Source organism: Mesorhizobium sp. M2E.F.Ca.ET.209.01.1.1, from assembly GCF_004010375.2.
Taxonomy (GTDB): domain Bacteria; phylum Pseudomonadota; class Alphaproteobacteria; order Rhizobiales; family Rhizobiaceae; genus Mesorhizobium.
This window is the reverse complement of record NZ_SADP02000003.1, coordinates 361,758-386,242: the sequence shown is the minus strand read 5'-3', so window position 1 is coordinate 386,242 and position 24,485 is coordinate 361,758. Positions and strand designations below refer to the sequence as shown.

22 protein-coding genes are annotated in these 24,485 nt (G+C 64.5%); 5 read left to right on the top strand and 17 right to left on the bottom strand.

Annotated elements, in window-relative coordinates:
- Window positions 1–43: 43 nt before the first annotated feature.
- Window positions 44–382 carry a preprotein translocase subunit YajC gene (gene yajC / locus EN852_RS08015; protein ID WP_041004168.1) on the bottom strand — a complete coding sequence of 113 codons (339 nt, stop codon included), beginning with the start codon at window positions 380–382 and terminating at the stop codon, window positions 44–46.
- 266 nt (window positions 383–648) lie between these two features.
- Here yajC and EN852_RS08010 point away from each other — a divergent pair, with 266 nt between their 5' ends.
- The gene (locus EN852_RS08010) at window positions 649–1,521 is read left to right on the top strand and encodes an ATP-binding protein (RefSeq protein ID WP_127874104.1); all 873 of its coding nucleotides are present in this window, start codon (window positions 649–651) and stop codon (window positions 1,519–1,521) included.
- A gap of 3 nt (window positions 1,522–1,524) precedes the next feature.
- Here the strand turns inward: EN852_RS08010 and EN852_RS08005 are convergent, their stop codons facing one another.
- Window positions 1,525–2,340 (bottom strand): AraC family transcriptional regulator, encoded by an 816-nt coding sequence (locus EN852_RS08005; protein ID WP_127874105.1) that lies wholly within the window; start codon window positions 2,338–2,340, stop codon window positions 1,525–1,527.
- 111 nt (window positions 2,341–2,451) lie between these two features.
- On the opposite strand from EN852_RS08005, the gene EN852_RS08000 reads away from it, so the two are divergent.
- Window positions 2,452–3,342 carry an NAD-dependent epimerase/dehydratase family protein gene (locus tag EN852_RS08000; protein ID WP_127874106.1) on the top strand — a complete coding sequence of 297 codons (891 nt, stop codon included), beginning with the start codon at window positions 2,452–2,454 and terminating at the stop codon, window positions 3,340–3,342.
- A gap of 99 nt (window positions 3,343–3,441) precedes the next feature.
- On the opposite strand, the gene EN852_RS07995 is transcribed toward EN852_RS08000, so the two are convergent.
- The 13 genes from EN852_RS07995 to EN852_RS07935 form a co-directional block, all read right to left on the bottom strand.
- Window positions 3,442–4,962: a LysM peptidoglycan-binding domain-containing M23 family metallopeptidase gene (locus tag EN852_RS07995; protein WP_127874107.1), complete on the bottom strand. Its 1,521-nt coding sequence runs from the start codon at window positions 4,960–4,962 to the stop codon at window positions 3,442–3,444.
- A 260-nt stretch (window positions 4,963–5,222) separates the two neighbouring features.
- Entirely contained in the window at window positions 5,223–5,876 is a 654-nt protein-coding gene (locus EN852_RS07990) for a protein-L-isoaspartate(D-aspartate) O-methyltransferase (protein ID WP_127874108.1), read from the bottom strand.
- A 13-nt stretch (window positions 5,877–5,889) separates the two neighbouring features.
- A complete protein-coding gene (surE, locus tag EN852_RS07985) occupies window positions 5,890–6,648 on the bottom strand; it encodes a 5'/3'-nucleotidase SurE (RefSeq protein WP_127874109.1) in 759 nt (252 codons plus the stop codon).
- 4 nt (window positions 6,649–6,652) lie between these two features.
- Window positions 6,653–7,957, bottom strand: a complete 1,305-nt coding sequence (gene serS, locus EN852_RS07980; protein WP_127874110.1) for a serine--tRNA ligase — start codon at window positions 7,955–7,957, stop codon at window positions 6,653–6,655.
- Window positions 7,958–8,162: 205 nt separating this feature from the next.
- Window positions 8,163–9,029 carry a twin-arginine translocase subunit TatC gene (tatC, locus tag EN852_RS07975; protein WP_127874111.1) on the bottom strand — a complete coding sequence of 289 codons (867 nt, stop codon included), beginning with the start codon at window positions 9,027–9,029 and terminating at the stop codon, window positions 8,163–8,165.
- Window positions 9,026–9,736, bottom strand: a complete 711-nt coding sequence (gene tatB, locus EN852_RS07970) for a Sec-independent protein translocase protein TatB (protein ID WP_127874112.1) — start codon at window positions 9,734–9,736, stop codon at window positions 9,026–9,028. The genes tatC and tatB overlap by 4 nt, the downstream gene beginning before the upstream one ends.
- 82 nt (window positions 9,737–9,818) lie before the next feature.
- Window positions 9,819–10,037, bottom strand: coding sequence for a twin-arginine translocase TatA/TatE family subunit (locus EN852_RS07965; RefSeq protein ID WP_095815328.1), 219 nt, complete (start codon window positions 10,035–10,037; stop codon window positions 9,819–9,821).
- 179 nt (window positions 10,038–10,216) lie between these two features.
- A complete protein-coding gene (scpB, locus tag EN852_RS07960; protein ID WP_127863548.1) occupies window positions 10,217–10,972 on the bottom strand; it encodes an SMC-Scp complex subunit ScpB in 756 nt (251 codons plus the stop codon).
- A complete protein-coding gene (locus EN852_RS07955; RefSeq protein WP_127864020.1) occupies window positions 10,969–11,769 on the bottom strand; it encodes a ScpA family protein in 801 nt (266 codons plus the stop codon). The genes scpB and EN852_RS07955 overlap by 4 nt, the downstream gene beginning before the upstream one ends.
- Before the next feature lie 62 nt (window positions 11,770–11,831).
- A complete protein-coding gene (gene nagZ, locus EN852_RS07950; RefSeq protein ID WP_127874113.1) occupies window positions 11,832–12,851 on the bottom strand; it encodes a beta-N-acetylhexosaminidase in 1,020 nt (339 codons plus the stop codon).
- Window positions 12,852–12,983: 132 nt separating this feature from the next.
- Window positions 12,984–16,484: an SPOR domain-containing protein gene (locus tag EN852_RS07945; RefSeq protein ID WP_127874114.1), complete on the bottom strand. Its 3,501-nt coding sequence runs from the start codon at window positions 16,482–16,484 to the stop codon at window positions 12,984–12,986.
- Between the two features lie 103 nt (window positions 16,485–16,587).
- Window positions 16,588–18,345: an arginine--tRNA ligase gene (argS, locus tag EN852_RS07940; protein WP_127874115.1), complete on the bottom strand. Its 1,758-nt coding sequence runs from the start codon at window positions 18,343–18,345 to the stop codon at window positions 16,588–16,590.
- 61 nt (window positions 18,346–18,406) lie between these two features.
- Window positions 18,407–19,636, bottom strand: a complete 1,230-nt coding sequence (locus EN852_RS07935; protein ID WP_127863544.1) for a deoxyguanosinetriphosphate triphosphohydrolase — start codon at window positions 19,634–19,636, stop codon at window positions 18,407–18,409.
- 70 nt (window positions 19,637–19,706) lie between these two features.
- On the opposite strand from EN852_RS07935, the gene erpA reads away from it, so the two are divergent.
- The 3 genes from erpA (at window position 19,707) to EN852_RS07920 (ending at window position 21,370) form a co-directional block, all read left to right on the top strand.
- Window positions 19,707–20,054, top strand: a complete 348-nt coding sequence (erpA, locus tag EN852_RS07930; protein ID WP_127863543.1) for an iron-sulfur cluster insertion protein ErpA — start codon at window positions 19,707–19,709, stop codon at window positions 20,052–20,054.
- Between the two features lie 162 nt (window positions 20,055–20,216).
- Entirely contained in the window at window positions 20,217–21,011 is a 795-nt protein-coding gene (gene xth / locus EN852_RS07925; protein ID WP_127874116.1) for an exodeoxyribonuclease III, read from the top strand.
- Between the two features lie 65 nt (window positions 21,012–21,076).
- On the top strand, window positions 21,077–21,370 hold the full coding sequence (locus EN852_RS07920) for a hypothetical protein (protein WP_127874117.1): 294 nt from the start codon (window positions 21,077–21,079) through the stop codon (window positions 21,368–21,370).
- A 302-nt stretch (window positions 21,371–21,672) separates the two neighbouring features.
- On the opposite strand, the gene EN852_RS07915 is transcribed toward EN852_RS07920, so the two are convergent.
- Window positions 21,673–22,500: a tetratricopeptide repeat protein gene (locus EN852_RS07915; RefSeq protein ID WP_127863540.1), complete on the bottom strand. Its 828-nt coding sequence runs from the start codon at window positions 22,498–22,500 to the stop codon at window positions 21,673–21,675.
- The gene (ilvD, locus tag EN852_RS07910) at window positions 22,487–24,211 is read right to left on the bottom strand and encodes a dihydroxy-acid dehydratase (protein WP_127874118.1); all 1,725 of its coding nucleotides are present in this window, start codon (window positions 24,209–24,211) and stop codon (window positions 22,487–22,489) included. Before ilvD ends, EN852_RS07915 begins: the two co-directional genes overlap by 14 nt.
- Window positions 24,212–24,485: the final 274 nt, after the last annotated feature.

Here is a 24,485-nt window from a genome sequence, read left to right as displayed (position 1 = left end):
TTCGTCGGAGCCCTGCCCGCGGCCATCGCCGCCGGGATTTCGCCTACTTCTTGGCGTTCTGGTTCGCCACCGGCTCGCCCTTGACACGCACGTCCGAGATCGTCGAACGCAGCGCCGTCACCTTGGTTCCGCCGCCAAGGTCGATCTCCAGTTCATTGTCGTCGATCACCTTGGTCACCTTGCCGACGAAGCCGCCGCCGGTCACCACCGTATCGCCGCGGCGCACCGCCGAAAGCATTTCCTGGCGCTTCTTCAGCTGCGCGCGCTGCGGCCGGATGATCAGAAAATACATGATCACGAAAATCAGGACAAACGGCAAAATCGAGATGAACATGTCTGGCGAAGCGCCGACGCCCTGGGCGTATGCCGGTGTAACGAACATCAAGAAACTCCTGGATGGTGAAATTCCGCCGCGGCCGCCCCGCGAAAATTTGGCCGGAATATAGTCGGTAAACTTGCCAATGCAACTGCGCTGCGAGCCCAATCCGTTGCTTTTCCAGCCGGTTGCGGCGTGCTAGAGCGTCGCAGCGGAAGCGGCTTCGAGGCCACCGAAAGATCATGCTCCAACAAAAGCTTGGGCGTGGTTCTTGCAGCGATGTCATGGAAGCTGCTCCCACGCGCTGAAAGACCTCAACAAAAAGACCCAAAATGACCGACAGCCTGGACGCCTTGAACAAAAAGCTCGACCGCCTGATCGAGGCGGTTTCCCGCCTTGCCCGGCCGCCGGTGCCGGAGACCGATCTCGGCGTGGCGGACTGCTTCGTCTGGCAGGCGGATCCCGGTTTTCTGGAGCCCGTGCGCAAGGTCAACCGCGTCGACATCGGCCTGATCCGCGGTGTCGACCGCGTGCGCGACATCCTGCTCGACAACACCGAGCGCTTCGCGTCCGGCTATGCGGCCAACAATGTGCTGTTGTGGGGCGCGCGCGGCATGGGCAAGTCGTCCCTGGTCAAGGCCGTGCATGCCACCGTGAACGCTTCGGATAAGCTCGACAAGCCGCTGAAGCTGATCGAGATTCACCGCGAGGACATCGACACGCTGCCCAAGCTGATGGGTCTGCTGAAGGCGGCTCCCTATCGCTTCATCCTGTTTTGCGACGACCTCTCCTTCGACCATGACGACACCTCCTACAAGTCGCTGAAGGCGGCGCTCGAAGGCGGTGTCGAGGGCCGGCCGGCCAACGTCATCTTCTACGCCACGTCCAACCGGCGTCACCTGCTGCCGCGCGACATGATCGACAATGAGCGCTCGACCGCCATCAACCCTTCGGAAGCGGTCGAGGAAAAGGTCTCGCTCTCCGACCGTTTCGGCCTTTGGCTCGGCTTCCACAAATGCTCGCAGGACGAATATCTCGACATGATCGACGGCTATCTCCGCTATCACGACCTGGTCATCGAACCCGAGCAATTGCGAGCCGAAGCGCTGGAATGGGCGACGACGCGCGGCAGCCGTTCCGGCCGCGTCGCTTGGCAGTTCACGCAGGACCTCGCCGGCCGGCTCGGCAAGCCGCTGAAGGATTGAATGTCACTTGGGCGGCTGCGCCCGTCGCAAGTCGCGCGGCGTCTGGCCGATCTCGCGGCGCATCCAATACGCCAGATGTGACTGGTGCGCGAAGCCGGTCAACGCCGCGACCTCGCTCGTGCTGAGATCGCCGCGTCGCAGCAGGACACATGCTCTTTCCACGCGACGGCGCAACACATACCGATGCAAGGTGACGCCCATCGCCGCCTTGAACCATGTGCGCAAATGCGAGCTGCTCGCACCGGCAACCCGGCTCAGGCGATCGATCGAAAGCGGCTCATGGAGAGCGGCCTCGATGTGCTCCAGCACACGCTTGAGCTGAGCGTCCGAAAGCCGGTTCACGCGAATTATGTCTGGGCCATCGAGGCCAAGCAGCCTCACCGCAAGCGCAGCGCCAATGCTGTCGGCAAACAAAGAGCCACTTGGTGCGCCTGCCGCGAGATCGCTCTGCAGCGCTCGAGCGAGATGCTCGATGCGCTGGTCACGAAGCAGATGGCGGGTGTCGAGCCGCGATGTCCGCGCCTTGCCGCCAAGTTCCGCGGCGACCCTTTCCATCAAGGCCGGCGGCAAGACGATCTCCATCGTCTCGAACGGCGTTTCGGCCTCGAAGCCGCCCTCCTCGCCGGCCGGCACCAGGTCGATGTCGCCGGCGCGCCTGACGAAATATCGCTCGGCCTGATTGCAGTAGGAGCGCGTCGCCGCGCTCGCATGCACCATGATGCGATGGTGCGGCGCCCGGGGCAGGCGATGGACGCCTGCCCCGACATGCCGGGAAACCATCGTGACGTCGGACGGGGCCAGAGCGAATTGCGGAAGCATGCTCTCTCGATTCATGGCGAAACCTGTTCAAGATTTGGCAATTCCCGCGCGATTTTCAACGCCGCAACCCTGTACTCCCGCCTCTCCTTCAAACATGGAAGAGAGGTTGCCATGAGTTCGTATGTTGTTGTCGGCGCAGGCCCGGTTGGGCGCGAGACGGCTCGCCTTCTTGGCGAAGAGGGCCACGATGTCATCCTGACCAGCCGAAGCGTCGGTTCGAACGCGTTGCGCAATGTGCGCTCGATACAGGCCGACGCCACGGACGCCTCGGCGCTGTCGCGTGTCTGCCGAGGCGCCGATGCCGTGTTCATGTGTGCCATGGCCACATATCATCGCTGGCCAACCGACTTTTTCCCCATAATCGACGGCACCGTACGCGCCGCGGAAGCAGTCGGCGCCAAGCTCATCGTGCTCGGAAACCTCTATGGTTACGGCAAGAATGGCGACGACCCGCTTCGCTCCGACATGCCGCTGGACCCGAATTCGAAGAAGGGAACCGCCAGGACGATCATGTGGCAGCGCGCGGCCCGCGCCAGCGTGCCGGCGATCGAGATACGGTCCAGCGATTATCTCGGGCACGGCGCGATCAGCTACTTCTCGTTGATCGCCCTGCCTTCCATCATCGAGGACAAGCCTGTCGCCTTCATCGGCGACCTCGACGCCACTCATGCCTGGACCTTCACCAAGGACGTCGCCAGGACGCTCGTCGAGGCCTCCCGCTACTCGGGCGAATGGGGACGGGCGTTTCACGTTCCCTCGCAACACGCATCACCCAACGAGCTCATCCGCAAAACTGCGGCGATGCTCGGCCGCGAGGTTGCCGAGACGCACTCCTACTCCATCCCCGAGATGGAAGCGCTGGGCATGCAGGAGCTTATCGAGATGAGGTATCTCTTCGAGACCCCCTTGCTGGTCGATTCCTCCGACGCGGAGACGCTTCTGGGCGTGAAGGCCAGCAGCCTCGAGGAGATGATCGCCGACACGCTCCGCGATCATCTTTGAGCCCTGTATCCCGCGCAACTGAAAAAGCCCGCTCCTCGCGGAGCGGGCTGAAGACGGCGGGCCGGACTGGAGGTCAGGCGGCCCGCAATTGTTCTTGTTCTATTCGAGATAGCCGGACGGATCGACCGGCGCCGAGTTCTTGCGCACTTCGAAGTGCAGCTTGGGCGAGTCGGTGGTGCCGCTCATGCCGGACAGCGCGATCTCCTGGCCGCGCTTGACCTTCTGGCCGCGCTGCACCTCGATCGAGCTTGCATGGCCGTAGACGGTGACCAGGCCGTTCTCATGCCGCACCAGCACGGTGTTGCCGAACTCCTTGAGGCCGTCGCCGGCATAGATGACGACGCCGTTCTCGGCCGCCTTGATCGGCGTTCCTTCCGGTACCGCAATGTCGACGCCGTCCTTGCCGGAGCCGAAGCTGGAGATCACGCGGCCGCGCACCGGCCAGCGCATCTTGCCGATGCCGGTCGCATCGGGCGCCTCCGCATTGTCGTCCTCGGCCTGCTGGATGACCTTGGCATCCTTCTTCGGCGGCGTGTAGGAGGCGAGCGTCTCGGTGGTCTTGGTCGCAGGCGGCGTCGTTGCCGTCATCACCGGATCGACCGCGGGCTTGGTGGCCGCCGGCTTGGCAGCCGCCACGACGGTGCCGCCGGCCGGAACCTTGAGCGTCTGGCCGATCTTGAGCAGCCCGGCCTGCATGCCATTGGCCTGCTTCAGCGCCACGACGCTGACGCCGGTCTTCCTGGCGATCGACGACAGCGAGTCGCCCTGCTGGACAGTATAGGTACCTCCGGCGCCGGCAGGCTTCGCCTCGGCGACCTGCGGCGCGGGCTTGGGATTCTTGGAACCCGTGGCCGCTGCAGACGTGTCGACTTGGGCGGCCGACTTGCCGTCCTTGACCTTGGGCTGCTGCGGCAGCACCGCGACCTTTTCAGGAGCAGGCTGCTTTGGCGTGTCCGTCGGCTTGCCTTCGGCGACCTTCGGCTCCGCCTTGCTCGAATAGGCATAAGCGGGGATGACGATCTTCTGGCCGGACCGGATGCCCTTCTTCGGATCGATCCCGTTGACCTTGGCGATGGCATCGGCCGGTACGTGGTAGTGCGCCGCCAGGCCCGAAAGCGTCTCGCCGTCCCGGACGACGATCTCGGTCGCATGCGGCGCAGCACTTGCGTTGCGGACCGCATCGGGCTCGGCCGTCTTGAAGGGCTTTGCGGCCGGCGCGACGGTACCGGTGGCCGTCCTGTCGAGATGCGGCGCGGGAGCAAGCGCCGGAGCCGGCGCGAGGGCAGGAGCCGAAGCGCTACGCATCGGCTTTGCCGAAGCCGGCGCCGAGGGCGGCGGCAATTGCTGGGTCGTGACCGGCTCGAGGCTGGAGCGGCTCACCGACTGGGTGTGCGTGCCATCGACCGGCGCAGGCGCGACCGTGTCGCCCGGATAGGGCTGGTCGACATTCTGCTTGTTGATGATGGCGCGCTGATTGTTGGTGGATGACGTGAATACGTCATCGACACCGTTGAAGCGCATCGACTGGGAACTGCACCCGGCCGCCGCGCCGGCAATCATCAGGACAGCGCAACCGCGCGCCAGATTGCGTCTGTTTGCTTTCAAGTGATTGAATTGCATCGCACTAACCCGCACAGACCCGGTACAAACTGGCCCTGATTAAAGCGCGTTAATGTTACTGCCGGGTTAACCCCTTAGAATCCGACGAAAATTTTCTTAAAACATTTCGGACCGCATGGACGGGCCGAGATTCAGGTCAGCCCGAGTCGAGAATGGCGGTGTCCGAGAACCGGAGCGGAGCGTGCTAACAATACGTGAGCACCGGAAGCGCAGGAGACCGCCTTTCGATAGGCCGGGCTCACCTGAATATCAGCTCGTCCCTAAATCACCGCCGCGACGCTGCGCAGGATCGGCTGCAACCTGACCATGCCGATGTCCTCGCGCTCGAAGCGGCTGCCGACCTTGGTGAGCTTGGCCAGGACCTGCTCGCCCTCTTCCGGACCGATCGGCGCGATGACGACGCCGCCGCTCGACAATTGGTCGAGCAGGAAGCGCGGCAGGCTGTCGAAGGCCGCCCAGGCGACGATGCGGTCGAACGGCCCCTCATTGGGCAGGCCGTTGGAGCCATCGGCCTGGCGCACGATGATGTTGCTGATGGCAAGCGCCTCGAAGCGCTGCTTTGCCTGCTCGGTGAGCGTCTTGTAGCGGTCGATGGTGATGACCCGCGCCGCGAGCCGCGACATGACCGCGGCCGTGTAACCCGAACCGGTGCCGATCTCGAGCACGCGGTTGCCCGGCTCAATGTGGAGCGCTGCAATCACGGCTGCCTGCAGATCGGCGCCCTCGATCGCTTCGCCGCATTCGATCGGCAGCATGCCATCCGACCAGGCGAGCGCGTGGAACTGGGCCGACAGGAAGCCACGCCGCGGCGTCGCCTCGAACGCGGCGACCAGCGCCTTGGGCGCCGTGCCCCTGCCCCGCAGCCTGAGCAGGAAAGCGGCAAACCCTTCGCGGTCGTCGATAGCCGTGTTCATGCCAAAACCTTATTTATGACAACGCCTTGGTCAGTTGATCGCGGAGTTCATGGGCGGTGAGGTCAAGCTGCAGCGGCGTCACCGACACCAGCCGGTTGCGCAGCGCATGAAGGTCCGTGCCCTTCTTGCCTTCGACCGGCTCGCGGCCGAAGCGCAGCCAGTAGTAAGGCAGGCCGCGCCCGTCACGCCGCTCGTCGACCCAGAGGCTATGAACCAGCTTGCCCTGGGAGGTGACGACGGTACCTTCCACCTCGTCCGGCGCGCAGTTCGGGAAATTGACGTTGAGCAGCACGCCCTCCGGCAGCGGCGTTTCCACCAGCCGCTTGAGCAGCGCCGGGGCCAGCGCCTCGGTCGTCTCATAAGGAACCACGCGGTCCTCGCCGACATAGGAATAGGCCTGGCTGACCGCGATCGAGCGCACGCCGAGCAGCGCGCCTTCCATGGCGCCCGCAACGGTGCCGGAATAGGTGACGTCGTCGGCGATGTTGGCGCCGGAATTGACGCCGGACAGGATGAGGTCCGGCGGTCCGGGCAGGATTTTCTTCGTGCCCATGATGACGCAGTCGGTCGGCGTGCCGCGCACGGCAAAGTGCTTCTCGCCGATCTTGCGCAGCCGGAGCGGCTCCGAGATAGAAAGCGAATGCGCATAGCCGGACTGATCCTGCTCCGGCGCGACCACCCAGACGTCGTCCGACAGCGTGCGGGCGATGCGTTCGAGCGACGCCAGCCCCTCGGCGTGGATGCCGTCGTCGTTGGTCAGGAGAATGCGCATCAAGTCATTTCGCTTCGATCTTGGCGAGACCACCCATGTAAGGCCGCAGCACTTCAGGAATCGTTACGCTGCCATCCTCATTCTGGTAGTTTTCAATGACAGCAATGAGAGCGCGGCCGACAGCGGTGCCCGAACCATTGAGCGTGTGGACGAAGCGGTTGCCCTTGCCGTCCTTGTCCTTGTAGCGGGCATCCATGCGCCTGGCCTGGAAATCGCCGCAGACCGAGCAGGACGAGATTTCGCGATAGGCGTTCTGCCCCGGCAGCCACACCTCGATGTCGTAGGTCTTGCGCGCGCCGAAACCCATGTCGCCGGTGCAGAGCGTCATCGTGCGGAACGGCAGGCCGAGCCGCTTCAGCACCTCCTCGGCGCATTGCGTCATGCGCTCATGCTCGGCGATCGAGCTTTCCTGGTCGGTGATCGAGACCAACTCGACCTTGTAGAACTGATGCTGGCGCAGCATGCCGCGCGTGTCGCGGCCGGCCGAGCCCGCTTCCGAGCGGAAGCACGGCGTCAGCGCCGTGTAACGCAACGGCAGTTTTTCATGCGCGGTGATCTCTTCGCGCACGAGATTGGTGAGCGGCACTTCGGCCGTCGGGATCAGACCAAGCCGACCGTCGCCATGCCGCGTGAAGAACAGGTCTTCCTCGAATTTCGGCAGCTGGTTGGTGCCGAAAAGCACCTCGTCGCGCACCATCAGCGGTGGAATGACCTCCTCATAACCATGCTCCGTCGTATGCAGGTCGAGCATGAACTGGCCGAGCGCGCGCTCCATGCGCGCCAGCTGGCTTTTCAGCACGGTGAAGCGCGCGCCGGACAATTTCGCCGCCCGCTCGAAATCCATCATGCCGAGTGCTTCGCCGATCTCGAAATGCTCCTTCACCCAGTTCGGGCGGGTCGGCACCTCGCCGACGATGCGCTTGACGACATTGTCGTGCTCGTCCTTGCCGACCGGCACGTCCTCCAGCGGCACGTTGGGCAGCACCGCAAGCGCGTCGTTCAGCGCCTTGTCGAACTCGCGCTCGCGCGCTTCGCCGTTCTGGATGAACGCCTTGATGTCGCTGACTTCACCCTTGAGCTTTTCGGCAAGTGCTGAATCGCCCGAGCGCATGGCGTTGCCGATCTCTTTCGAGGCGGCATTGCGGCGCTCCTGCTTGACCTGCAATTCGCTGAGATGCGAACGCCGCGCCTCGTCCTTGGCGATCAGATCATCGACCGTGGACTGCGCCTCGTCAGCCGACCACGAGCGCTTCACCAGCGCCTCGACAAGGGCCTTCGGGTTGTCGCGAATCCATTTGATGTCAAGCATGCTCGATCCTCAAAGCAATGCATGTCGCCCAGAAGTGTGTCGCGGTTCTGGGACAACGACATGCATCAAAACTAAGACTTAAAGCTCGTCGCTTGAATCCGTTTCAGCGCGACGTGCTTTAAGGATCGAGGGCGTAAACCGCATCCGCCATCGATGCAAGACGGCGGATAAGCGCGCCGCCTCGATTTCCCTGCCTCGCCGCCGGTTAGGTGGACGGCGCGTCCGGTGTCTTGTCGCCAGCGACCGAGCTGTTCGACTCCGCCTGCTCGCGCGCCAGGCGGTCGCGTGCCTGGCTGCGCTCGATCATGCGCGAAGACCAGATGGCGACCTCGTAGAGGATGATGGTCGGAATGGCGAGGCCGCACTGGCTCATCGGATCGGGCGGCGTCAGTACCGCGGCGACGACGAAGGACAGCACGATCGCCCATTTGCGCTTCTCGGCCAGCGCCTGCGACGACAGCAGGCCCACACGCGTCAAGAGGCTGGTCACCACCGGCAGCTGGAACACCAGGCCGAAGGAAAAGATCAGCGTCATGATCAGGCTGAGATATTCCGACACCTTCGGCAGCAGGGAAATCTGCACCTGGTCGTTGGTGCCGGCTTGCTGCATGGCGAGGAAGAACCACATCACCATCGGGGTGAAGAAGAAATAGACCAGCGAGGCGCCCATCAGGAACAGGATGGGCGACGCGATCAGGAACGGCAGGAAGGCATTGCGCTCGTTCTTGTAAAGGCCTGGCGCGATGAACTTGTAGATCTGCGTGGCGATCAGCGGGAAGGCGATGACCATGCCGCCGAACATGGCGAGCTTCACCTGGGTGAAGAAGAACTCCTGCGGCGCGGTATAGATCAGCTCGACCTTGTGCGGATCGAGGCCTGCCCATTGCGTCGCCCATTTGAACGGGATGACCAGAAGGTTGAACAGGCGCTTGGCGAAGAAGAAGCAGACGAGGAAGGCGACGAAAAAGCCGCCCAGCGACCAGATCAGGCGACGGCGCAGCTCGATGAGATGCTCGATCAGCGGCGCCGACGATTTCTCGATTTCTTCCCGCTCCTTGTCCGATACGCTCACTTGGCGGCTCCCGCCGTCTTCTTGCTGTCAGCTGTCTTCCTGGCGGCCGGCTTCTTGGCCGCGGCAGGCTTTGCCTCAGCCTTGGGCGCGGGCACGGCGGCTTTGGCCGGCACTGGCGTGGCCTTGGCCGGCGCCTTTGCGGGCTTCGGTGCCGTTGCCGTTTTCGCCGCTGCGCCGGTCGTCTTGACCTTCGTGGTCGCCGCTTTTTTCGCCGGCTTTGCCGCCACAGGCGCATCCGAAACGGGGGCGGTCACGGAGGCGTCCGTCATGGCGGGAAAGATTGGTGCAGCCGGAGCAGGCTCGGTCGTGCCGACGCCTGGCATGTCCGTCGCGCCGTTCTTCAACGGCTCGGCCGCCTGCGGCGTCTCTGCCGCCGGCGCCGTCGGATCGGCGGCCGGCTTTGGCTTCATCATCGTGTCGACGCCGGCGCGCACATCGGCCGCGGCCTGCTCGAACGGATTGAGCTGCTTGCGCACCTCGTTCATCGGATTGAGGCTGCGAAGGCTGTCGATCGAGCTCTTGACGTCGTCGAGTTCGGCTTCCTTCAGCGCTTCGTTGAACTGCTTCTGGAAGTCGCCGGCCATGGCGCGCAGTTTCGCCGCGGTACGGCCGAAGGTGCGCAGCATGTTGGGCAAATCCTTAGGCCCGACGACCACGATCATGACGACCGCGATCACCAGCAGTTCGCTCCAACCGACTTCGAACATGGCAATCTATTCCGACGAGTGCATGCCGCCCGCACATGCGAAGCGGTTTTGGGACAACGGCATGCTCAAACCAACAATCGGGTCAGCTCTTGCTGACCTTTTCCTTGCCCGGCGAAACAGTCTCGTCGGCGCGGTGCTCGACGGTCCGCTTGTCGTCAACGTCGTCGTCAGCCATGCCCTTCTTGAAGCTCTTGATGCCCTTGGCCATGTCGCCCATCAGCTCGGGGATCTTGCCGCGGCCGAACACCAGAAGCACGATGACCAGCACGATCATCCAGTGCCAAATCGAAAACGAACCCATAACGATCTCTCTCGAATGTTTTCCCTCGGCGATGATCTATGCGTTTTCGCTCGGGGATTCAAACACAACCGCAATGAAGTTGATAAAATGGCTAGCGGATGTCACGCACTTTCGCCGTGAGCACCTTGCTACGAATCCGCGCAGGCCTTGCTAATAGACCATTCGTGCCGGTTGCGCGGTCACTCTTCCGTGACGCGCGGCGTCAGCAGCCCGAGCTCCTCGAGATCGATATCGGTCAATTCATCCTCGTCCTCGGTCAGCGCGTCGGGATCGGCCGGCGGCACCGGCATCGAGAAATTGGCCGGCATGCGCGTCGAGAGCAGGCCAGCGCCCTTCAGCTCTTCCATGCCGGGCAGATCGCGGATCTCCTCCAGCGCGAAATGGTCCAGGAAGGCATCGGTGGTGCCATAGGTCACCGGCCGCCCAGGTGTGCGGCGGCGGCCGCGCATTCTGACCCATTCCGTTTCGAGCAGCGTGTCGAGCGTGCCCTTGGAGGTCTCCACGCCCCGGATGTCCTCGATCTCGGCACGCGTGACCGGCTGGTGATAGGCAATGATCGCCAGCACTTCGAGCGCCGCGCGCGAGAGCTTCCGTTGCTGGACGGAGTCCCGGCTCATCAGGAAAGCCAGATCGCCGGCGGTGCGGAAGGCCCAGGCATCGCCGACCCGCACCAGATTGACGCCGCGCTTGGCATAGATCTGCTGCAGATCGGCCATCGCGGCGGCGATGTTGACGCCTTCAGGCAGACGCGCGGCAAGCTGCTTTTCGCTGACCGGCTCGGCGCTGGCGAAAACGATCGCCTCGGCCATGCGCACGGCTTCCGACAATTGCAGCCGCTCGGCGGGATTCTCGATCGAACCCTGCTCGGCCATTTCGTCTTCCGGCTCATCCTCGACCCTGAACGGGATGACCGAAGCGTTGGCGCGTTCGCTCATGATACCACCTCGACTGCCCTTGCACCTTGCGCGCGGCTGCGCAGATAGATCGGCGCGAACACCTGATCCTGCCGCACTTCCAATTTGCCCTCGCGCACCATTTCGAGCGTCGCCGCGAAGGAACTGGCCATGGCCGTGCGCTTCTCTTCCGGCGCGGCCAGATATTCGATCAGGAAACTGTCGAGCGCCGTCCAGTCGCCGATCGAGCCGACCAGCCGCGCCAGCACCTCGCGCGCATCCTTCAGCGACCACACCGCGCGCCGGGCGATCGTCACATTGTTGATCGCCTGCCGCTGGCGCTGTTGCGCGTAGGCGGTGAGCAGATCGTAGAGCGAGGCCGAAAAGCGGTTGCGCTTCTCGACGATCACCATTTCCGGCATGCCGCGCGCGAAGACGTCGCGACCGAGGCGGTTGCGGTTGACCAGCCGCGCCGCGGCGTCGCGCATGGCTTCCAGCCGCTTCAGCCGGAATTGCAGCACCGCCGCCAGTTCCTCGCCGCTTTCGCCCTCCTCGCCCGGCTGTTTCGGGATCAGGAGCTTCGACTTCAGGAAGGCGAGCCATGCCGCCATCACCAGATAATCGGCGGCAAGCTCGAGCCTCAGCGCCCGCACCTTTTCGATGAAGGCCAGGTACTGCTCGGCCAAAGCCAGGATGGAAATGCGCGCCAGATCGACCTTCTGGTTGCGGGCAAGATGCAAGAGAAGATCGAGCGGGCCTTCGAAGCCGGCCACGTCGACGACCAGCGACGGGTCGCCGGTAAGGCGTGAATCGTCGTTCTCGGCCCACAGACGGTCCATCGGTGCGGCCTTCGCGGCCTTGCCTTCCAATGTCTCCGCCACTCGCCTTTCGTCCCTTCGGTTCAGGCCACCGCTTCGAAATAGGTGGCAAATTCCGCGCGTATCGCCGTTTCGTCGGCGACGTCGCGATCCTTTATATAGGTCAGCGCCCGCTCCGCGCGCTGCAAGGACCTGCCAGACAGCGCCGTCGTGCGCGACGCGATCCCCGACATTTCCTCGAAAACGCCGTTGCAGTGAAGGACGAGATCGCAGCCGGCCGCAAGGATCGAGGCCGCCTTTGTCGGGAAATCCCCAGAAAGTGCCTTCATCGACGTGTCGTCGCTCATCAGCAGCCCGTCGAAGCCGATCTCGCCGCGGATCACCTGATCGACGACCTTGGCGGACGTCGTCGCCGGATTGTCCGGGTCGACGGCGCTGTAGACGACATGCGCCGTCATCGCCATCGGCAACTGGTTAAGCGCCTTGAACGGGGCGAAATCATGCCGGCGCAACGCATCGAGCGACGTATCGACGGTCGGCAGCGCGAAATGCGTGTCGGCAAAGGCGCGGCCGTGGCCGGGAATATGCTTCATCACCGGCAGCACGCCGCCGGCCATCAACCCCTCGGCCGAGGCCCGGCCAAGCTCGATCACGGCATTGGGCTCCTTGCCATAGGCGCGCGCGCCGATAACGTCGCTGGCGCCTTCCACCGGCACGTCGAGCACCGGCAGGCAGTCGGCGGTGATGCCTAGGCGGGAAAGATCGAAGGCATGCAGCCGCGCCAGCAGCCAGGCCGCGCGGCGGCCGGCCTCGCGATCATCGCGCCACAACGCGCCAAGCGCACCCCCGGCCGGATAATTCGGCGCCAGCGGCGGACGCAGACGCTGCACCCTGCCGCCTTCCTGATCGATGAAGACCGGGGCTTCCGGGCGACCGACGCAGTCGCGCATCGCGGCGACGAGGTCGCGGATCTGCCCGGCCTCGCCGATGTTGCGCGCAAACAGGATGAAACCCCAGGGACGTTCGTCCCGATAGAAGCGGAGCTCGTCTTCGGTGAGGGATTTCCCGGCGCAGCCGAGGATCATGGATTTTGATTCGCTCATGCACGGAAGCTTAAGACTTTGAGCGAGCAAAGGGAATCACCCCTGCCCTCGGACTGGCCAAAGCCCACAACCGTCCACAACGAAAAGCCGGCGCGGCCTTGCGGCGGCGCCGGCTTTGGAAGCTGAAATCTATCAGCGCGATACGAAGCAGTTGCCGCCGGCCGCCTTGTAGCTCGTGCAAAGATTGATCGCATCGTTGCGCGACTGCGCCGGGACACGGACGCGGTAGAAGGTGCCCTTGCCCGCGACCTCGGCCTTGACGATGTTGGCGGTACGGCCGGAGAGCACGCTGCCATAGCGGCGCTGCAGATCCTGATACGTCGACTGCGCGCTTTCGACCGTCGGCTGCGAGGCGATCTGCATTGACCACGAGCCGCCGCCGGCGGCCGCCGCCGGATCGATGGAAGCGACCTGGTCCGGCTTGACCTCACCGACGATATCGACCGGCTGGTCGGACGGGCGCGCCGGCGCCACCGGCACCACCGCCGGGGTGTTGGTCGACTGCGCCTTGGCTTCAGCCTTCTTCGTGGGCTTCGCGGGCTTGACGGTCGCCGCATCGGCCTGGCTCGCATTGGCTTGGCCCGCATTGGCTTGGCCCGTATTGGCCTGGTCCGTGTCGGAAGCAACGGTTCCCGTCTGCTGACCGTCGGAGGCCGGCGCGACATGCTGCGGTGCCGGATCGCTCGGCTCGGCCGCCGCGACCTTCGGCGCGGCCGGAGCCGGATCCTCGCGCGGCACCAGCGAGCCGTCAGGCTTGACCATCATGGTCTTCACCTTGCGCGGCGCGACAGCGACGACATCGTTGTTGTTGGCGGTGTTGGCCTCATCCTGCTGCAGCACCTGGGCGATGCGGTCTTCGGACTTCGGCGCCGGTGCCGCCGGCTGCGTGCTTGCCGGCGCGGCCGGCTGGACGCTTTCGGGTGCAGCCGCCTGCTCGACGCCGGGCAATGCCGTGTTCGAACTGCCAGCAGCGTCAGTGCCGGCCGCGGCGTCGTTGTCGTTGGGCGAAAGATCGACCACGCGGCTCGGCGGCGGTTCCTTCGAGGCCAGGTCCACAGGCTGCTCGGTGGTGTTCACCAGCTTCTGCTGCACCGGCTCGGCGGGCTTGGCCGCGCCGCCGCCCTTGGCGACCGCGTCATAAACCTTGTTGTCCTGGTTCGGCACCACCGCGCCACCTGGATTTTCGGGCTTCACCTTGATCGGCGAATTGTCGGCCTTGACGATAACCGGAGCCTCGCTGCCGCCCTTGCCGCCGAAGGAGAAGGCCAGCGCGCCGAGGCCGCCGAGAACCACCACGGCGCCGACCAGGGCCGCGATCATCATGCCGCGACGGCTTGGCTGCGCCGCTTCGCGTTCGCCAAGCCCGGGGATCGCCATCGACTCTTCGAGCTCAGGATCATAGTCGAGCTCATCGGCGGCGAACTCGTCCTGCTGCTGCACCGGCCGGCTGCCGGGCAGATCGTCGGCGTCGTAATCATTGGCGGCCGCGAAGGAAGCCGGAGCGGCCGGAGCCGCCTGAGCCTCGGCCCGCAGGTCGCGACGGTCATAGCCGTTGAAGCCGGCGCCGTAGGTTTCGTCGTCATAGCCGCGGTTCTGCACGGGCGCCGATGCGATCTCCGTCGCGTTCATGTCGGTAAGCAGGCTCGCGAATTCCGCGTCCAGATCGTCATAAGCGGCGGCCGCCGGCTGATCCTCTTCGAAGCTGAGCTCCGGAATGTCGAGATCGTCGGCGAGCGCGACCACGCGCTCCGGCACATCGACCGTCTCGACGTCCGGCACCTCGTCGTGCTGGCTGGGCTGCGGCGCGTCCATCGGGGCCTGCGCCGGCTTGGCATAGGTGGAATAATCCGGTGCCGGCTCGTTGCGATAAGCAGGCGCGGTCATCTGCAGCGGCACTGAAGGCGCTGCCATCTGCACCGGCGCCGCGGGGGCCGGCTGTGCCGCAAACGAGGCTTGCACAGGCGGAGCGGCGGTCGGGGTCGAACGGCTCCACGACCTTGTCTGCTCGACCGGCGTCGGATGTATCCAATCGGACGAATTTGCCGGAGACTTCGCCCTGGCGGCCGCCTGCTCGGCCTCGATACTCTTGGCGAAAGCGGCGCCGAACGCGTCGTCGTCGAAATCAATGCCCTGTTCGGCCGCAGAAGACTCGGTCCCGGAGGGTTCGGCCCTGGCCGAGGGCGCAAAATCCTGGCGGTCGAGCTCGCTGGCGAGCAGGTCGTCCAGATCGCTCTCGACCGGCTGAGCATCCTGCCCGTCCTGCGCCGGCTGGTGCTCGTCGATATCCCAGTCGAGATCGTCGGCGGCCGCGTGCCCACCGGCGTGGCTCTCGGGTTCGGCAACCAGCCGTGGCGCGGGAGCAGGCTCCTTGACCGTGGGCATCGGCCGCGCGGTCATGGCGCCGAGCAACGCGTTGAGCTCGTCCTCCAGGCTACGCTCGCTGGCGGCCGGCTTTGCCGGCTCCACTGCCGCAACCGGAGCAGCGGCGACTGGCGGGACCGGAGCGGCAACGACCGGGGCCGGCGCGGCCGGCTGCAATACGGCGGCGGGCTCGACGGCCGGAGCTTGCGGCTCTTCGTTCAGCGCGTCGCGGAAGCTCAGCTCGAAATCGTCATCGAGGGTCAGCGCGGCGGAAGGTCCGGGCGCGACGGGTTCCGGCTCAGCGGCAAAGTGGGCGGCCTCCGCCTCTTCCACCGGCGCAGGCTCGTCGCCGAGCGACAGCTCCGGCTCCTGAAGGCCCTGATCCTGGCCGAGATTGATGTCATCGCTCAGCGCCTGGTCGAAATGACCGGCGAAATCATCCTCGGAAATCAGCGGAGCGGCTGCATGAACTTCGACCGGCTCGACGGCCTGCGCATGCTGCTCGGGCTCATGGCTTTCAAACGACAGCTCGTCTTCGAGCGATATCTGGACCGCGCTATCGAAATCGGCGTCGAACGCCTCCTCGCTCGCGGCCTGCATGGCTTCGACGGCATCCTGACGGGCGTCCGCCGGCTCGTGATGGTCGAGCCGGAAATCCTGGTCCAGCGAAGCCGCCATTTCATGATCGATCGGAAGCTCATCTTCGACCGGCGAGATATCGAGCGAACTGGCGACGGCCTTGTCGAAATCATCGTCGAAAGCGACTTCCGGCTCGGGAACCGCTTGCGGCTCCGGTGCGAAACGCTCGGATGCGAGATGCGCCTCTGGCGCGACTTCCGGCTGAGCCGCGACGCGCGGCTCTGGAGCGAACTGCGGCTCCGGTGCGGGCGCCACGGCAAAGTCGGCGTGGTCGGCCGCGTCGTCGAAGACGAAATCCTGCTCGAAGGATGCCGTCAGCTCGTCGGCATTCGCGGCGACGCCGGCAGGCTCAAAAGCCGGTTCCTGCCTGATCTGATGCACGACAGCCTGCTGCGCGACCGGCTCGCTTTCCTCGACGGAATCGAACTCGCCCATCAACTCCTTCTCGAGGTCGATGTCGAAGTCGTCCGCAGCAGGAGCCTGGTTAGCCGGCATGGCTTTCTCGGCCGCGGGGGCCGGCTGCCTGACCGGCTGGCGCGGATCGAAACCCATGATCCGGGTCAGCTCCGCGAACGGATCATCGTCGGCGATATTGTTGTGGTCGGCTGCTTTCAGCGGGGTTCTGTCTGCCATTATTGTTCCCGAACTCGCACACAGTCGGACGCCATGGACGTCGCGCAGGGTTGGCCCTTACCAGCGCAATGTGGGCAAAAGGTGACAGGTTTTTTAGTTAAACCTAACGCATTTCGGTAGGCGCGTCAGCCCCGATCAGCGTCAGGCCGGAGGTCAAGACATCCGAAACAGCCTGCACCAGCCCTAGTCTGGCATAAGTTGATTCTCGGTCGTTAACCTTAACAAAACGTAAGTCCTGGTTGTCGTGGCCACGATTCCACTGTGCATGGAAGCCTGAAGCCAGGTCATAGAGGTAGAATGCAAGCCGGTGCGGCTCGAGCGAAAGCGCCGCGGATTCGATCAGCCGCGGATATTCAGCCAGCTTCCGGATCAGCGCGATTTCGCCCTCGTCGGTCAGCGCCGCCACCGAGGCCGTGAGCCGGTTGCGGTCGAAATTCGCCTCGCCAAGCTGTTCGCTCGCCTGCCGGAAAACCGAATGGCAGCGCGCCGAAGCGTACTGGACATAGAACACCGGATTGTCCTTCGACTGCTCCGTCACCTTGGCAAAGTCGAAATCGAGCGGCGCGTCGTTCTTGCGGTAAAGCATCATGAAGCGGATCGGGTCGCGGCCGACCTCCTCCACGACATCGCGCAAGGTGACGAAATCGCCGGACCGCTTCGACATCCGGACCGGCTCGCCGTCGCGGAAGAGTTTGACCAGCTGGCAAAGGAGCACCGTCAGCTTGACGGTGTCGCCGGCCACCGCCCGCGCCAGCGCCTCGAGCCGCTTCACATAGCCACCGTGGTCGGCGCCAAGCACGTAGATGAGATCGACGAAGCCGCGCTCGACCTTGTCCTTGAGATAGGCGACGTCGGCGGCGAAATAGGTGAACGAGCCGTCCGACTTGACCAGCGCCCGGTCCATGTCGTCGCCGACCGCGGTTGAGCGGAACAAAGTCTGCTCGCGGTCTTCCCAGTCGTCAGGCTTCTCACCCTTCGGCGGCGGCAGCGTGCCCTTGTAGATATGCCCTTTCAGCGTCAGGTCGGCGATCGCAGCCCGGATCTTCCTGGCGTTGTCGGCATGCAGCGTGCGCTCTGAGAAGAACACGTCATGGTGCACATTAAGCAGCGCCAGATCCTCGCGGATCATCGCCATCATCGCATCGACGGTGCGGTCCTTGACGATCGCCAGCGCTTCGTCTTCGGGAACCTCCAGCAGGCCGAGGCCGAATTCCTCGGCCAGCGCCCGGCCCACCGGGACAAGATAGTCGCCCGGATAAAGACCAGACGGGATCTCGCCGATGTCCTCGCCAAGCGCCTGCCGATAGCGCAGCAGCGCCGAACGGCCGAGCACATCGATCTGCGAGCCGGCGTCGTTGATTACATATTCCTTGGTCACGTCGTAGCCGGCGAAGGCCATCAGATTGGCCAAAGTGTCGCCGACCACGGCGCCGCGGCAATGGCCGACATGCATCGGGCCGGTCGGGTTGGCCGAGACATATTCGACATTGGCCTTTCGGCCGCCGCCGATGGTCGAGCGGCCGTAATTGCGCCCCTCGCCAAGCAGCGCCCCCAGATGCGCGTGCCAGAACGCATTCTTGAGCCTGAGGTTGACGAAGCCTGGCCCGGCGATATCGGCCGAGGCAATATCGGCGTCGCCCCGCAGCGCTCCGGCAAGTTTCTCGGCAAGCGCGCGCGGGTTCTGTCCAGTTGGCTTGGCCAGCACCATCGCTGCATTGGTTGCGAGATCGCCATGGCTGGCGTCGCGCGGCGGCTCGACTGCGATACGCGACAGGTCGAGCGCCGCCCCGTCCTTGTCCTTCAGGTCAAGGGCTTCGACGGCCTTTACGATCCGCGCGTTGAAATCGGCGAAGATATTCATTGGATATGCTCTGGGCTTTAAGAGGCGACCGGCCCAACGGCCGGCAAAATCGAGGCTCGCCCTAGCTCAAATCCGGCGTATGGTCAAACAGACGCCGATGTTCCTTCAGCGCATAGGTGTCGGTCATGCCTGCCAGGAAGTCGGCAACGCTGCGCGCCTTGATGCGATCCTCGGCCCGATCGAGCCCCTCGCGCCAGCCGTCGGGCATGGCGCGCGGATCGGCGAAATAGACGTCGAACAGCTCGCGCACGATGCGCTCGGCTTCGGAGCGCACGCGCATCACCTCGGCGTGCCGGTAAAGATGCTTGTAGAGAAAGGCCTTCAGTTCCTTCTCGGCCGCCGCCATGCCTGGCGAAAATGTCACCAGGGTCTCGCCCGCCATCCGCACCGCATCGGCGCTGTCCGGCTTCAGGCGTTCGATATTGGCGGTGGTCGATGCGATGACATCCTCGACCATCAAGGTGATCTGCCGGCGCATCAACTCGTGGCCGGTGCGGACATCGTCAAGCTGGGGGTATTTGGCGCGCACGCCCTTCAGGATCGAGCCCGGCAGCCCGACGCCTCCCAGCATGTCCAGCGTCAGCAGACCGGCGCGCAGGCCATCGTCTATGTCGTGGGTGTTGTAAGCGATATCGTCGGCGATCGCGGCGCACTGCGCCTCGATGCCGGCGAAACGGTCGAGCTCGAGATCATGCAGTTCGGAATAGTCGCGGATCGCCTGCGGTACCGGACCTTTGAGCCCCTTCCCGCTCGCGTCGGTCAATGGACCGTTGTGCTTGACCAGCCCTTCCAGCGTCTCCCAGGTGAGGTTCAGCCCGTCGAATTCGGCATAGCGCCGCTCAAGCCGCGTGACCACGCGCAGCGACTGCGCATTGTGATCGAAGCCGCCCCAGGCAGCCATCTTCTCGTTGAGCGCGTCCTCGCCTGTATGCCCGAACGGCGTGTGGCCGAAATCATGCACCAGCGCCACGGCCTCGGCGAGATCCTCGTCGCCGCGCAGCGCCCGCGCCAGCGCACGCGCGATCTGCGCCACCTCGATCGAATGCGTTAGCCGGGTGCGGTAATGGTCGCCCTCATGCGCGACGAAGACCTGGGTCTTGTGCTTCAGCCGGCGGAAAGCGGTGGAATGGATGATGCGGTCGCGATCGCGCTGAAAGGGCGTGCGCGTCGGGCTTTCGGCCTCCGGGAACAGGCGCCCGCGCGAACGCGCCGGGTCGCTCGCATAGACGGCGCGCGGCCGGTAGCCGAACCCGATGTCGCCGAGAGCATCCTTGCCCCGCTGCTCTTCCATTGACCCACCAGTTGACTTGGCCCCGCCTGCTTCATACCTATCATGTGAAACCGAAAGCAAGGTGACGCCGATGGGCGCGGATGCCAAGACTGCCATGAAGGTCGAAATGACCGACGCCGCGGCAAAGCGGATCGCCAGGATCGTGGCCGGCGAACCCGGCAAAACGGCTCTGCGCGTCTCCGTGGAAGGCGGCGGTTGCTCCGGCTTTTCCTACAAATTCGACCTCGTTGCAGGTGCGAACGAAGACGATGTCGCCATCGAGAAGGACGGCGCGACCGTCCTGATCGACGACCTGTCGCTGGTCTATATGGGCGGCTCGGTGATTGACTTCGTCGACGATCTGATGGGCCAGTCCTTCCAGATCAGGAACCCGAACGCGGTCGCCTCCTGCGGCTGCGGCACCAGCTTCTCCATCTGATCGACCGAAAACCTGCAAGCCCATGACCGGGGTGAACCGGGGGGCGCGTGGCTGTCCCCGGCTATTGGCAGGAATGCGAATGGACGGCCTTTCGAAAGGTCCGTACAGGCAATACGATCCGCTTCGTCGAACGCCTTCCGTCCGAACAGCATCGAGGCCTGCATGAAGATCGTCACCTGGAACATCAACGGCGTTCGCGCCCGCATCGGCAACCTCACCCACTGGCTGACCGAAAGCGCGCCGGACATCGTCTGCCTGCAGGAGATCAAGACGGTCGACGACCAGTTCCCACGCGCCGAGATCGAGGCGCTGGGCTACAATGTCGAGACCAACGGCCAGAAGAGCTTCAACGGCGTCGCCATCCTGTCGAAGCTTCCCTTCGACGAGGTCAACCGCGGCCTGCCAGGCGATGACGAGGACGACCACGCCCGCTTCATCGAAGGCGTCTTTTCGACCGACCAGGGCGCCCTGCGCGTCGTCTCGCTCTATCTGCCGAATGGCAATCCGATCGACGATGAGCGGAAATTTTCCTACAAGCTCGCCTGGATGGCGCGGCTGGAGCGCTGGGCGGAAGAGCGGCTACGCCTGGAAGAGGCGCTGGTGCTGGCCGGCGACTATAACGTCATTCCAGAGCCGGCCGATGCCCGCTTCCCGGAAAACTGGCTGGGCGACGCGCTGTTCCAGCCGCAGACGAGGCAGGCCTTCCGCCGGCTGAAGAATCTCGGCTTCACCGAGGCGGTGCGCGCGGTGACGGACTCGGCCGGCGTCTACACCTTCTGGGATTATCAGGCCGGCGCCTGGCAAAAGAACAACGGCATCCGCATCGACCACCTGCTGCTGTCACCGGAAGCCGCCAACCGCTTTTCGTCGGCCTCGGTGGAAAAGCACGTCCGCGCCTGGGAGAAGCCTTCCGACCACGTGCCGGTCGCGATCGAGCTCAGCCTGCAGCCGGCCTGAGGCGCCGCGAGGACCCAGATATCGCCACAAATCCCGTCTTTGATACGGGTTGCTGTGGGGGTTGGATGGCGATCCGTTATCTTATCTGGCCGGTCGGCCTTGGTTTGGCGCTTGCCGCGCCGACGCCATCGCTGGCGGCGCCGACCTGTTTGGCCAACGGCAAGTCCTTCAATGTCGGCCAGACGGCGTGCCTGACTATTGCCGGCGAAAGCCACCTCGCCCGTTGCGACATGGTTCTCAACAACACATCCTGGACCAGGATCAAGGACGAATGTCCGGGAGACGCACCAAAACCGCACCCGACATCGATCTCGACGCCGATGCCTGGTCCCGCCCCGACGGAGCCGACCGAGAACTGAGGCGCTGCCGATCAACCCCATACAGAGTACGCCATGCACAGGTAACTGATCGGGCCGAGGCTTGATTGCCATGTGGTTCCCCCAATCCGTCGCTGCTTCGCAGCGCCACCTTTCCCCCTCCGGAGGGAAAGGAAGGGAGCGTTGCTGGACGAGCGTTGACGGCAAAAAGCTTGGCGCCTTCCTCTACCCCGTCGATCGGGGGAGAGGTGGCTCGGCGAAGCCGAGAGGAGTGGGGGTCGACCAGCGCCGCACAAGACGATGCACGCGCCAAGCTGCCATGCACGCTATCGCCAAACCTGCGGTTACTGGTCGCCGTTGTTGCCCTTGGTCAGGATATCGTCGGCGAGCGAAATCGCGGTCCGCCGATCGGCCTCGCCGGCCGCGGCGAAGGCCTCTTCCTGCATGTTGCGGATCCAGGGCTGGTCGGCCGCCGGAGCCCGCTCGAGTGCTGCCGTCATCATCGCCAGGCCGCGCACGATCTTGCCGCTCTGGAACAGGAGGTTGCCGAGCGTCGCCTGCGCGCCGGCATGGCCCTTCTCGGCTGCCAATTGCAGCCAGCGGCCGGCCTGCTTGACGCTGGCCTTCACGCCGCCCTCGCCCTTCAGGAACATGCGGCCGATCTCGAACTGGGCGTTCGGATTGCGGTAGTTGGCGGCGGCGCGCATGTAATATTCCTGCGCCGCCACGTCGTTCTCCTCGACCGGCGTGCCCGGAATGCCCTTGCGCAGATAGTCGCCGAGCGCCACCAGCGCGTCCGACACATAGCTTTCTTCCGGCGAGCCGGGCTCGACATCCTGGTCGACGATTTCCGAGAAGAACTTGAAGGCCGCATAGTCGTCGCGCGTCACGCCGTCGCCCTCGGCATACATGCGCGCAAGCTTCCAGGTGGCGCCGATCTGACCGTTCTCGGCGGCATATTTATAAGCTTCGACCGCCTGGTCCTTGTGGCCGCTCTTGTAAGCGGAGAAGCCGAACTGGAACACCGCCCAAGGGCTCGACTGCGGCTTCACGCCGGTCTTGTCGTCGAACACCTTGTCGTCGAAGGCCATGGCCTGCCCGACGGCGCCCAAGGTCGCCAAAGCGACCAGTGCCGAAAAGACAGACGACCTCAACACCTCAGATGTCCGCATAGCAGTGCGTTTCTTTGGCCGCGCCCGGATGGGTGACCGCACCGTCGCGTGCCGACCCTACCGTCTGCGCATATTTCCAGATCGCGCCGGACTGATAGTCGGTCTTGCGCGCCTTCCAACTCTTTGCCCGGGCCGCCAGCTCGGCGTCCGACAGGGCCACTTCGATCGTTCCGTTCACGGCATCGATCGAGATCACGTCGCCATCCTTGATCAGCCCGATAGGTCCGCCGACCGCCGCCTCCGGTCCGACATGGCCGATGCAGAAGCCGCGCGTGGCGCCCGAGAACCGTCCGTCGGTGATCAACGCCACCTTGCCGCCCATGCCCTGGCCGTAGAGCGCCGCCGTCGTCGACAGCATCTCGCGCATGCCCGGACCCCCGCGCGGCCCCTCGTAGCGGATGACGAGAACCTCGCCCTCCCGGTAGTTGCGCTGCGTGACCGCTTCGAAGCACTCCTCTTCCGAATCGAAGCAACGCGCCGGCCCCGAGAATTTCAGTTCCGACATGCCGGCGACCTTCACGATCGCGCCTTCGGGGGCAAGGTTGCCCTTCAAGCCCACAACGCCGCCTGTCTTGGTGATCGGCCGATTGGCGGGACGCACAACATCCTGGCTCTCATTCCAGGAAACGTGCTCCATATTTTCGGCCAAAGTGCGGCCAGTGACCGTCATGCAGTCGCCGTGCAGATAGCCATGGTCGAGCAGCGTTTTCATCAGGAGCGGAATGCCGCCGGCCTCGAACATGTCCTTGGCGACATATTTGCCGCCGGGCTTGAGGTCGGCGATATAGGGCGTCTTCTCGAAGATCGCCGCCACGTCGAAGAGGTCGAACTTGATGCCGGCCTCATGCGCGATCGCCGGCAGATGCAGCGCCGCATTGGTTGAGCCGCCAGTGGCGGACACCACGGTGGCCGCGTTTTCCAGCGCCTTCAACGTAACGATGTCGCGCGGCCGGATGTTTTTGGCGATCAGCTCCATGACCTTTTCGCCCGAGGCGAAATTGAAACGGTCGCGCATCTCGTAGGGCGCCGGCGCGCCGCAGGAATAGGGCAGCGCCAGGCCGATCGCCTCGGCGACGGTGGCCATGGTGTTGGCGGTGAACTGGGCGCCGCAGGAGCCGGCCGAAGGACAGGCCGCCTGCTCGATCTCGAGCAGTTCGGCGTCGCTGATCGTGCCGACCGAATGCTGGCCGACGGCCTCGAACACGTCCTGCACGGTGATCTGCCGGCCACGATAGCTGCCGGGCAGGATCGAGCCGCCATAGATGAAGATCGACGGCACGTTGAGGCGCACCATCGCCATCATCATGCCGGGTAGCGACTTGTCGCAGCCGGCAAGCCCGACCAGGGCATCATAGCAATGACCGCGCATGGTGAGCTCGACCGAATCGGCGATCACCTCGCGCGACACCAGCGACGACTTCATGCCCTGGTGGCCCATGGCGATGCCGTCGGTGACGGTGATGGTGCAGAACTCGCGCGGCGTGCCGTTGGCGGCAGCAACGCCCTTCTTGACCACTTGCGCCTGGCGCATCAGCGAGATGTTGCAGGGCGCCGCCTCGTTCCAGCAGCTGGCGACGCCGACAAGTGGCTGCGCGATCTCGGCCGCCGACAGGCCCATGGCATAGAGGTAGGAACGATGCGGTGCGCGCGCCGGACCTTCGGTCACGTAGCGGCTGGGCAGCTTGGCCTTGGAGATTACCCTGGCGTCCATACTCGTCCTTGCCGCACACCCCGCGGCCGGTCCCATCGCCGGGCCAACCTGGCACGCATCCCGAGACCTATCCGGGTTGCTCCGGGTTTATGGCGGGAAATGGGCAGTTCCCTCTGCCGGACTTGTAGCGCGGGGGTTGTTCATAAACTGTTGCCAAAACGTCACAATCGTACGAGGCGCCGGCTGTGACGCGAATATGCAACAGCGAGTTGGGGATACGATCTGATCGCGGTCGCACACACGAAAAAGGCCGGGCAATGCCCGGCCTTTTCGA

Excerpts from the sequence above, each read along its gene's own strand:
- yajC (WP_041004168.1), bottom strand. The coding sequence starts at position 382 with ATGTTCGTTACACCGGCATACGCCCAGGGCGTCGGCGCTTCGCCAGAC.
- EN852_RS08010 (WP_127874104.1), top strand. The coding sequence starts at position 649 with ATGACCGACAGCCTGGACGCCTTGAACAAAAAGCTCGACCGCCTGATC.
- EN852_RS08005 (WP_127874105.1), bottom strand. The coding sequence starts at position 2,340 with ATGCTTCCGCAATTCGCTCTGGCCCCGTCCGACGTCACGATGGTTTCC.
- EN852_RS08000 (WP_127874106.1), top strand. The coding sequence starts at position 2,452 with ATGAGTTCGTATGTTGTTGTCGGCGCAGGCCCGGTTGGGCGCGAGACG.
- EN852_RS07995 (WP_127874107.1), bottom strand. The coding sequence starts at position 4,962 with ATGCAATTCAATCACTTGAAAGCAAACAGACGCAATCTGGCGCGCGGT.
- EN852_RS07990 (WP_127874108.1), bottom strand. The coding sequence starts at position 5,876 with ATGAACACGGCTATCGACGACCGCGAAGGGTTTGCCGCTTTCCTGCTC.
- surE (WP_127874109.1), bottom strand. The coding sequence starts at position 6,648 with ATGCGCATTCTCCTGACCAACGACGACGGCATCCACGCCGAGGGGCTG.
- serS (WP_127874110.1), bottom strand. The coding sequence starts at position 7,957 with ATGCTTGACATCAAATGGATTCGCGACAACCCGAAGGCCCTTGTCGAG.
- tatB (WP_127874112.1), bottom strand. The coding sequence starts at position 9,736 with ATGTTCGAAGTCGGTTGGAGCGAACTGCTGGTGATCGCGGTCGTCATG.
- EN852_RS07965 (WP_095815328.1), bottom strand. The coding sequence starts at position 10,037 with ATGGGTTCGTTTTCGATTTGGCACTGGATGATCGTGCTGGTCATCGTG.
- scpB (WP_127863548.1), bottom strand. The coding sequence starts at position 10,972 with ATGAGCGAACGCGCCAACGCTTCGGTCATCCCGTTCAGGGTCGAGGAT.
- EN852_RS07955 (WP_127864020.1), bottom strand. The coding sequence starts at position 11,769 with ATGGACCGTCTGTGGGCCGAGAACGACGATTCACGCCTTACCGGCGAC.
- nagZ (WP_127874113.1), bottom strand. The coding sequence starts at position 12,851 with ATGAGCGAATCAAAATCCATGATCCTCGGCTGCGCCGGGAAATCCCTC.
- EN852_RS07945 (WP_127874114.1), bottom strand. The coding sequence starts at position 16,484 with ATGGCAGACAGAACCCCGCTGAAAGCAGCCGACCACAACAATATCGCC.
- argS (WP_127874115.1), bottom strand. The coding sequence starts at position 18,345 with ATGAATATCTTCGCCGATTTCAACGCGCGGATCGTAAAGGCCGTCGAA.
- EN852_RS07935 (WP_127863544.1), bottom strand. The coding sequence starts at position 19,636 with ATGGAAGAGCAGCGGGGCAAGGATGCTCTCGGCGACATCGGGTTCGGC.
- erpA (WP_127863543.1), top strand. The coding sequence starts at position 19,707 with ATGGGCGCGGATGCCAAGACTGCCATGAAGGTCGAAATGACCGACGCC.
- xth (WP_127874116.1), top strand. The coding sequence starts at position 20,217 with ATGAAGATCGTCACCTGGAACATCAACGGCGTTCGCGCCCGCATCGGC.
- EN852_RS07920 (WP_127874117.1), top strand. The coding sequence starts at position 21,077 with ATGGCGATCCGTTATCTTATCTGGCCGGTCGGCCTTGGTTTGGCGCTT.
- EN852_RS07915 (WP_127863540.1), bottom strand. The coding sequence starts at position 22,500 with ATGCGGACATCTGAGGTGTTGAGGTCGTCTGTCTTTTCGGCACTGGTC.
- ilvD (WP_127874118.1), bottom strand. The coding sequence starts at position 24,211 with ATGGACGCCAGGGTAATCTCCAAGGCCAAGCTGCCCAGCCGCTACGTG.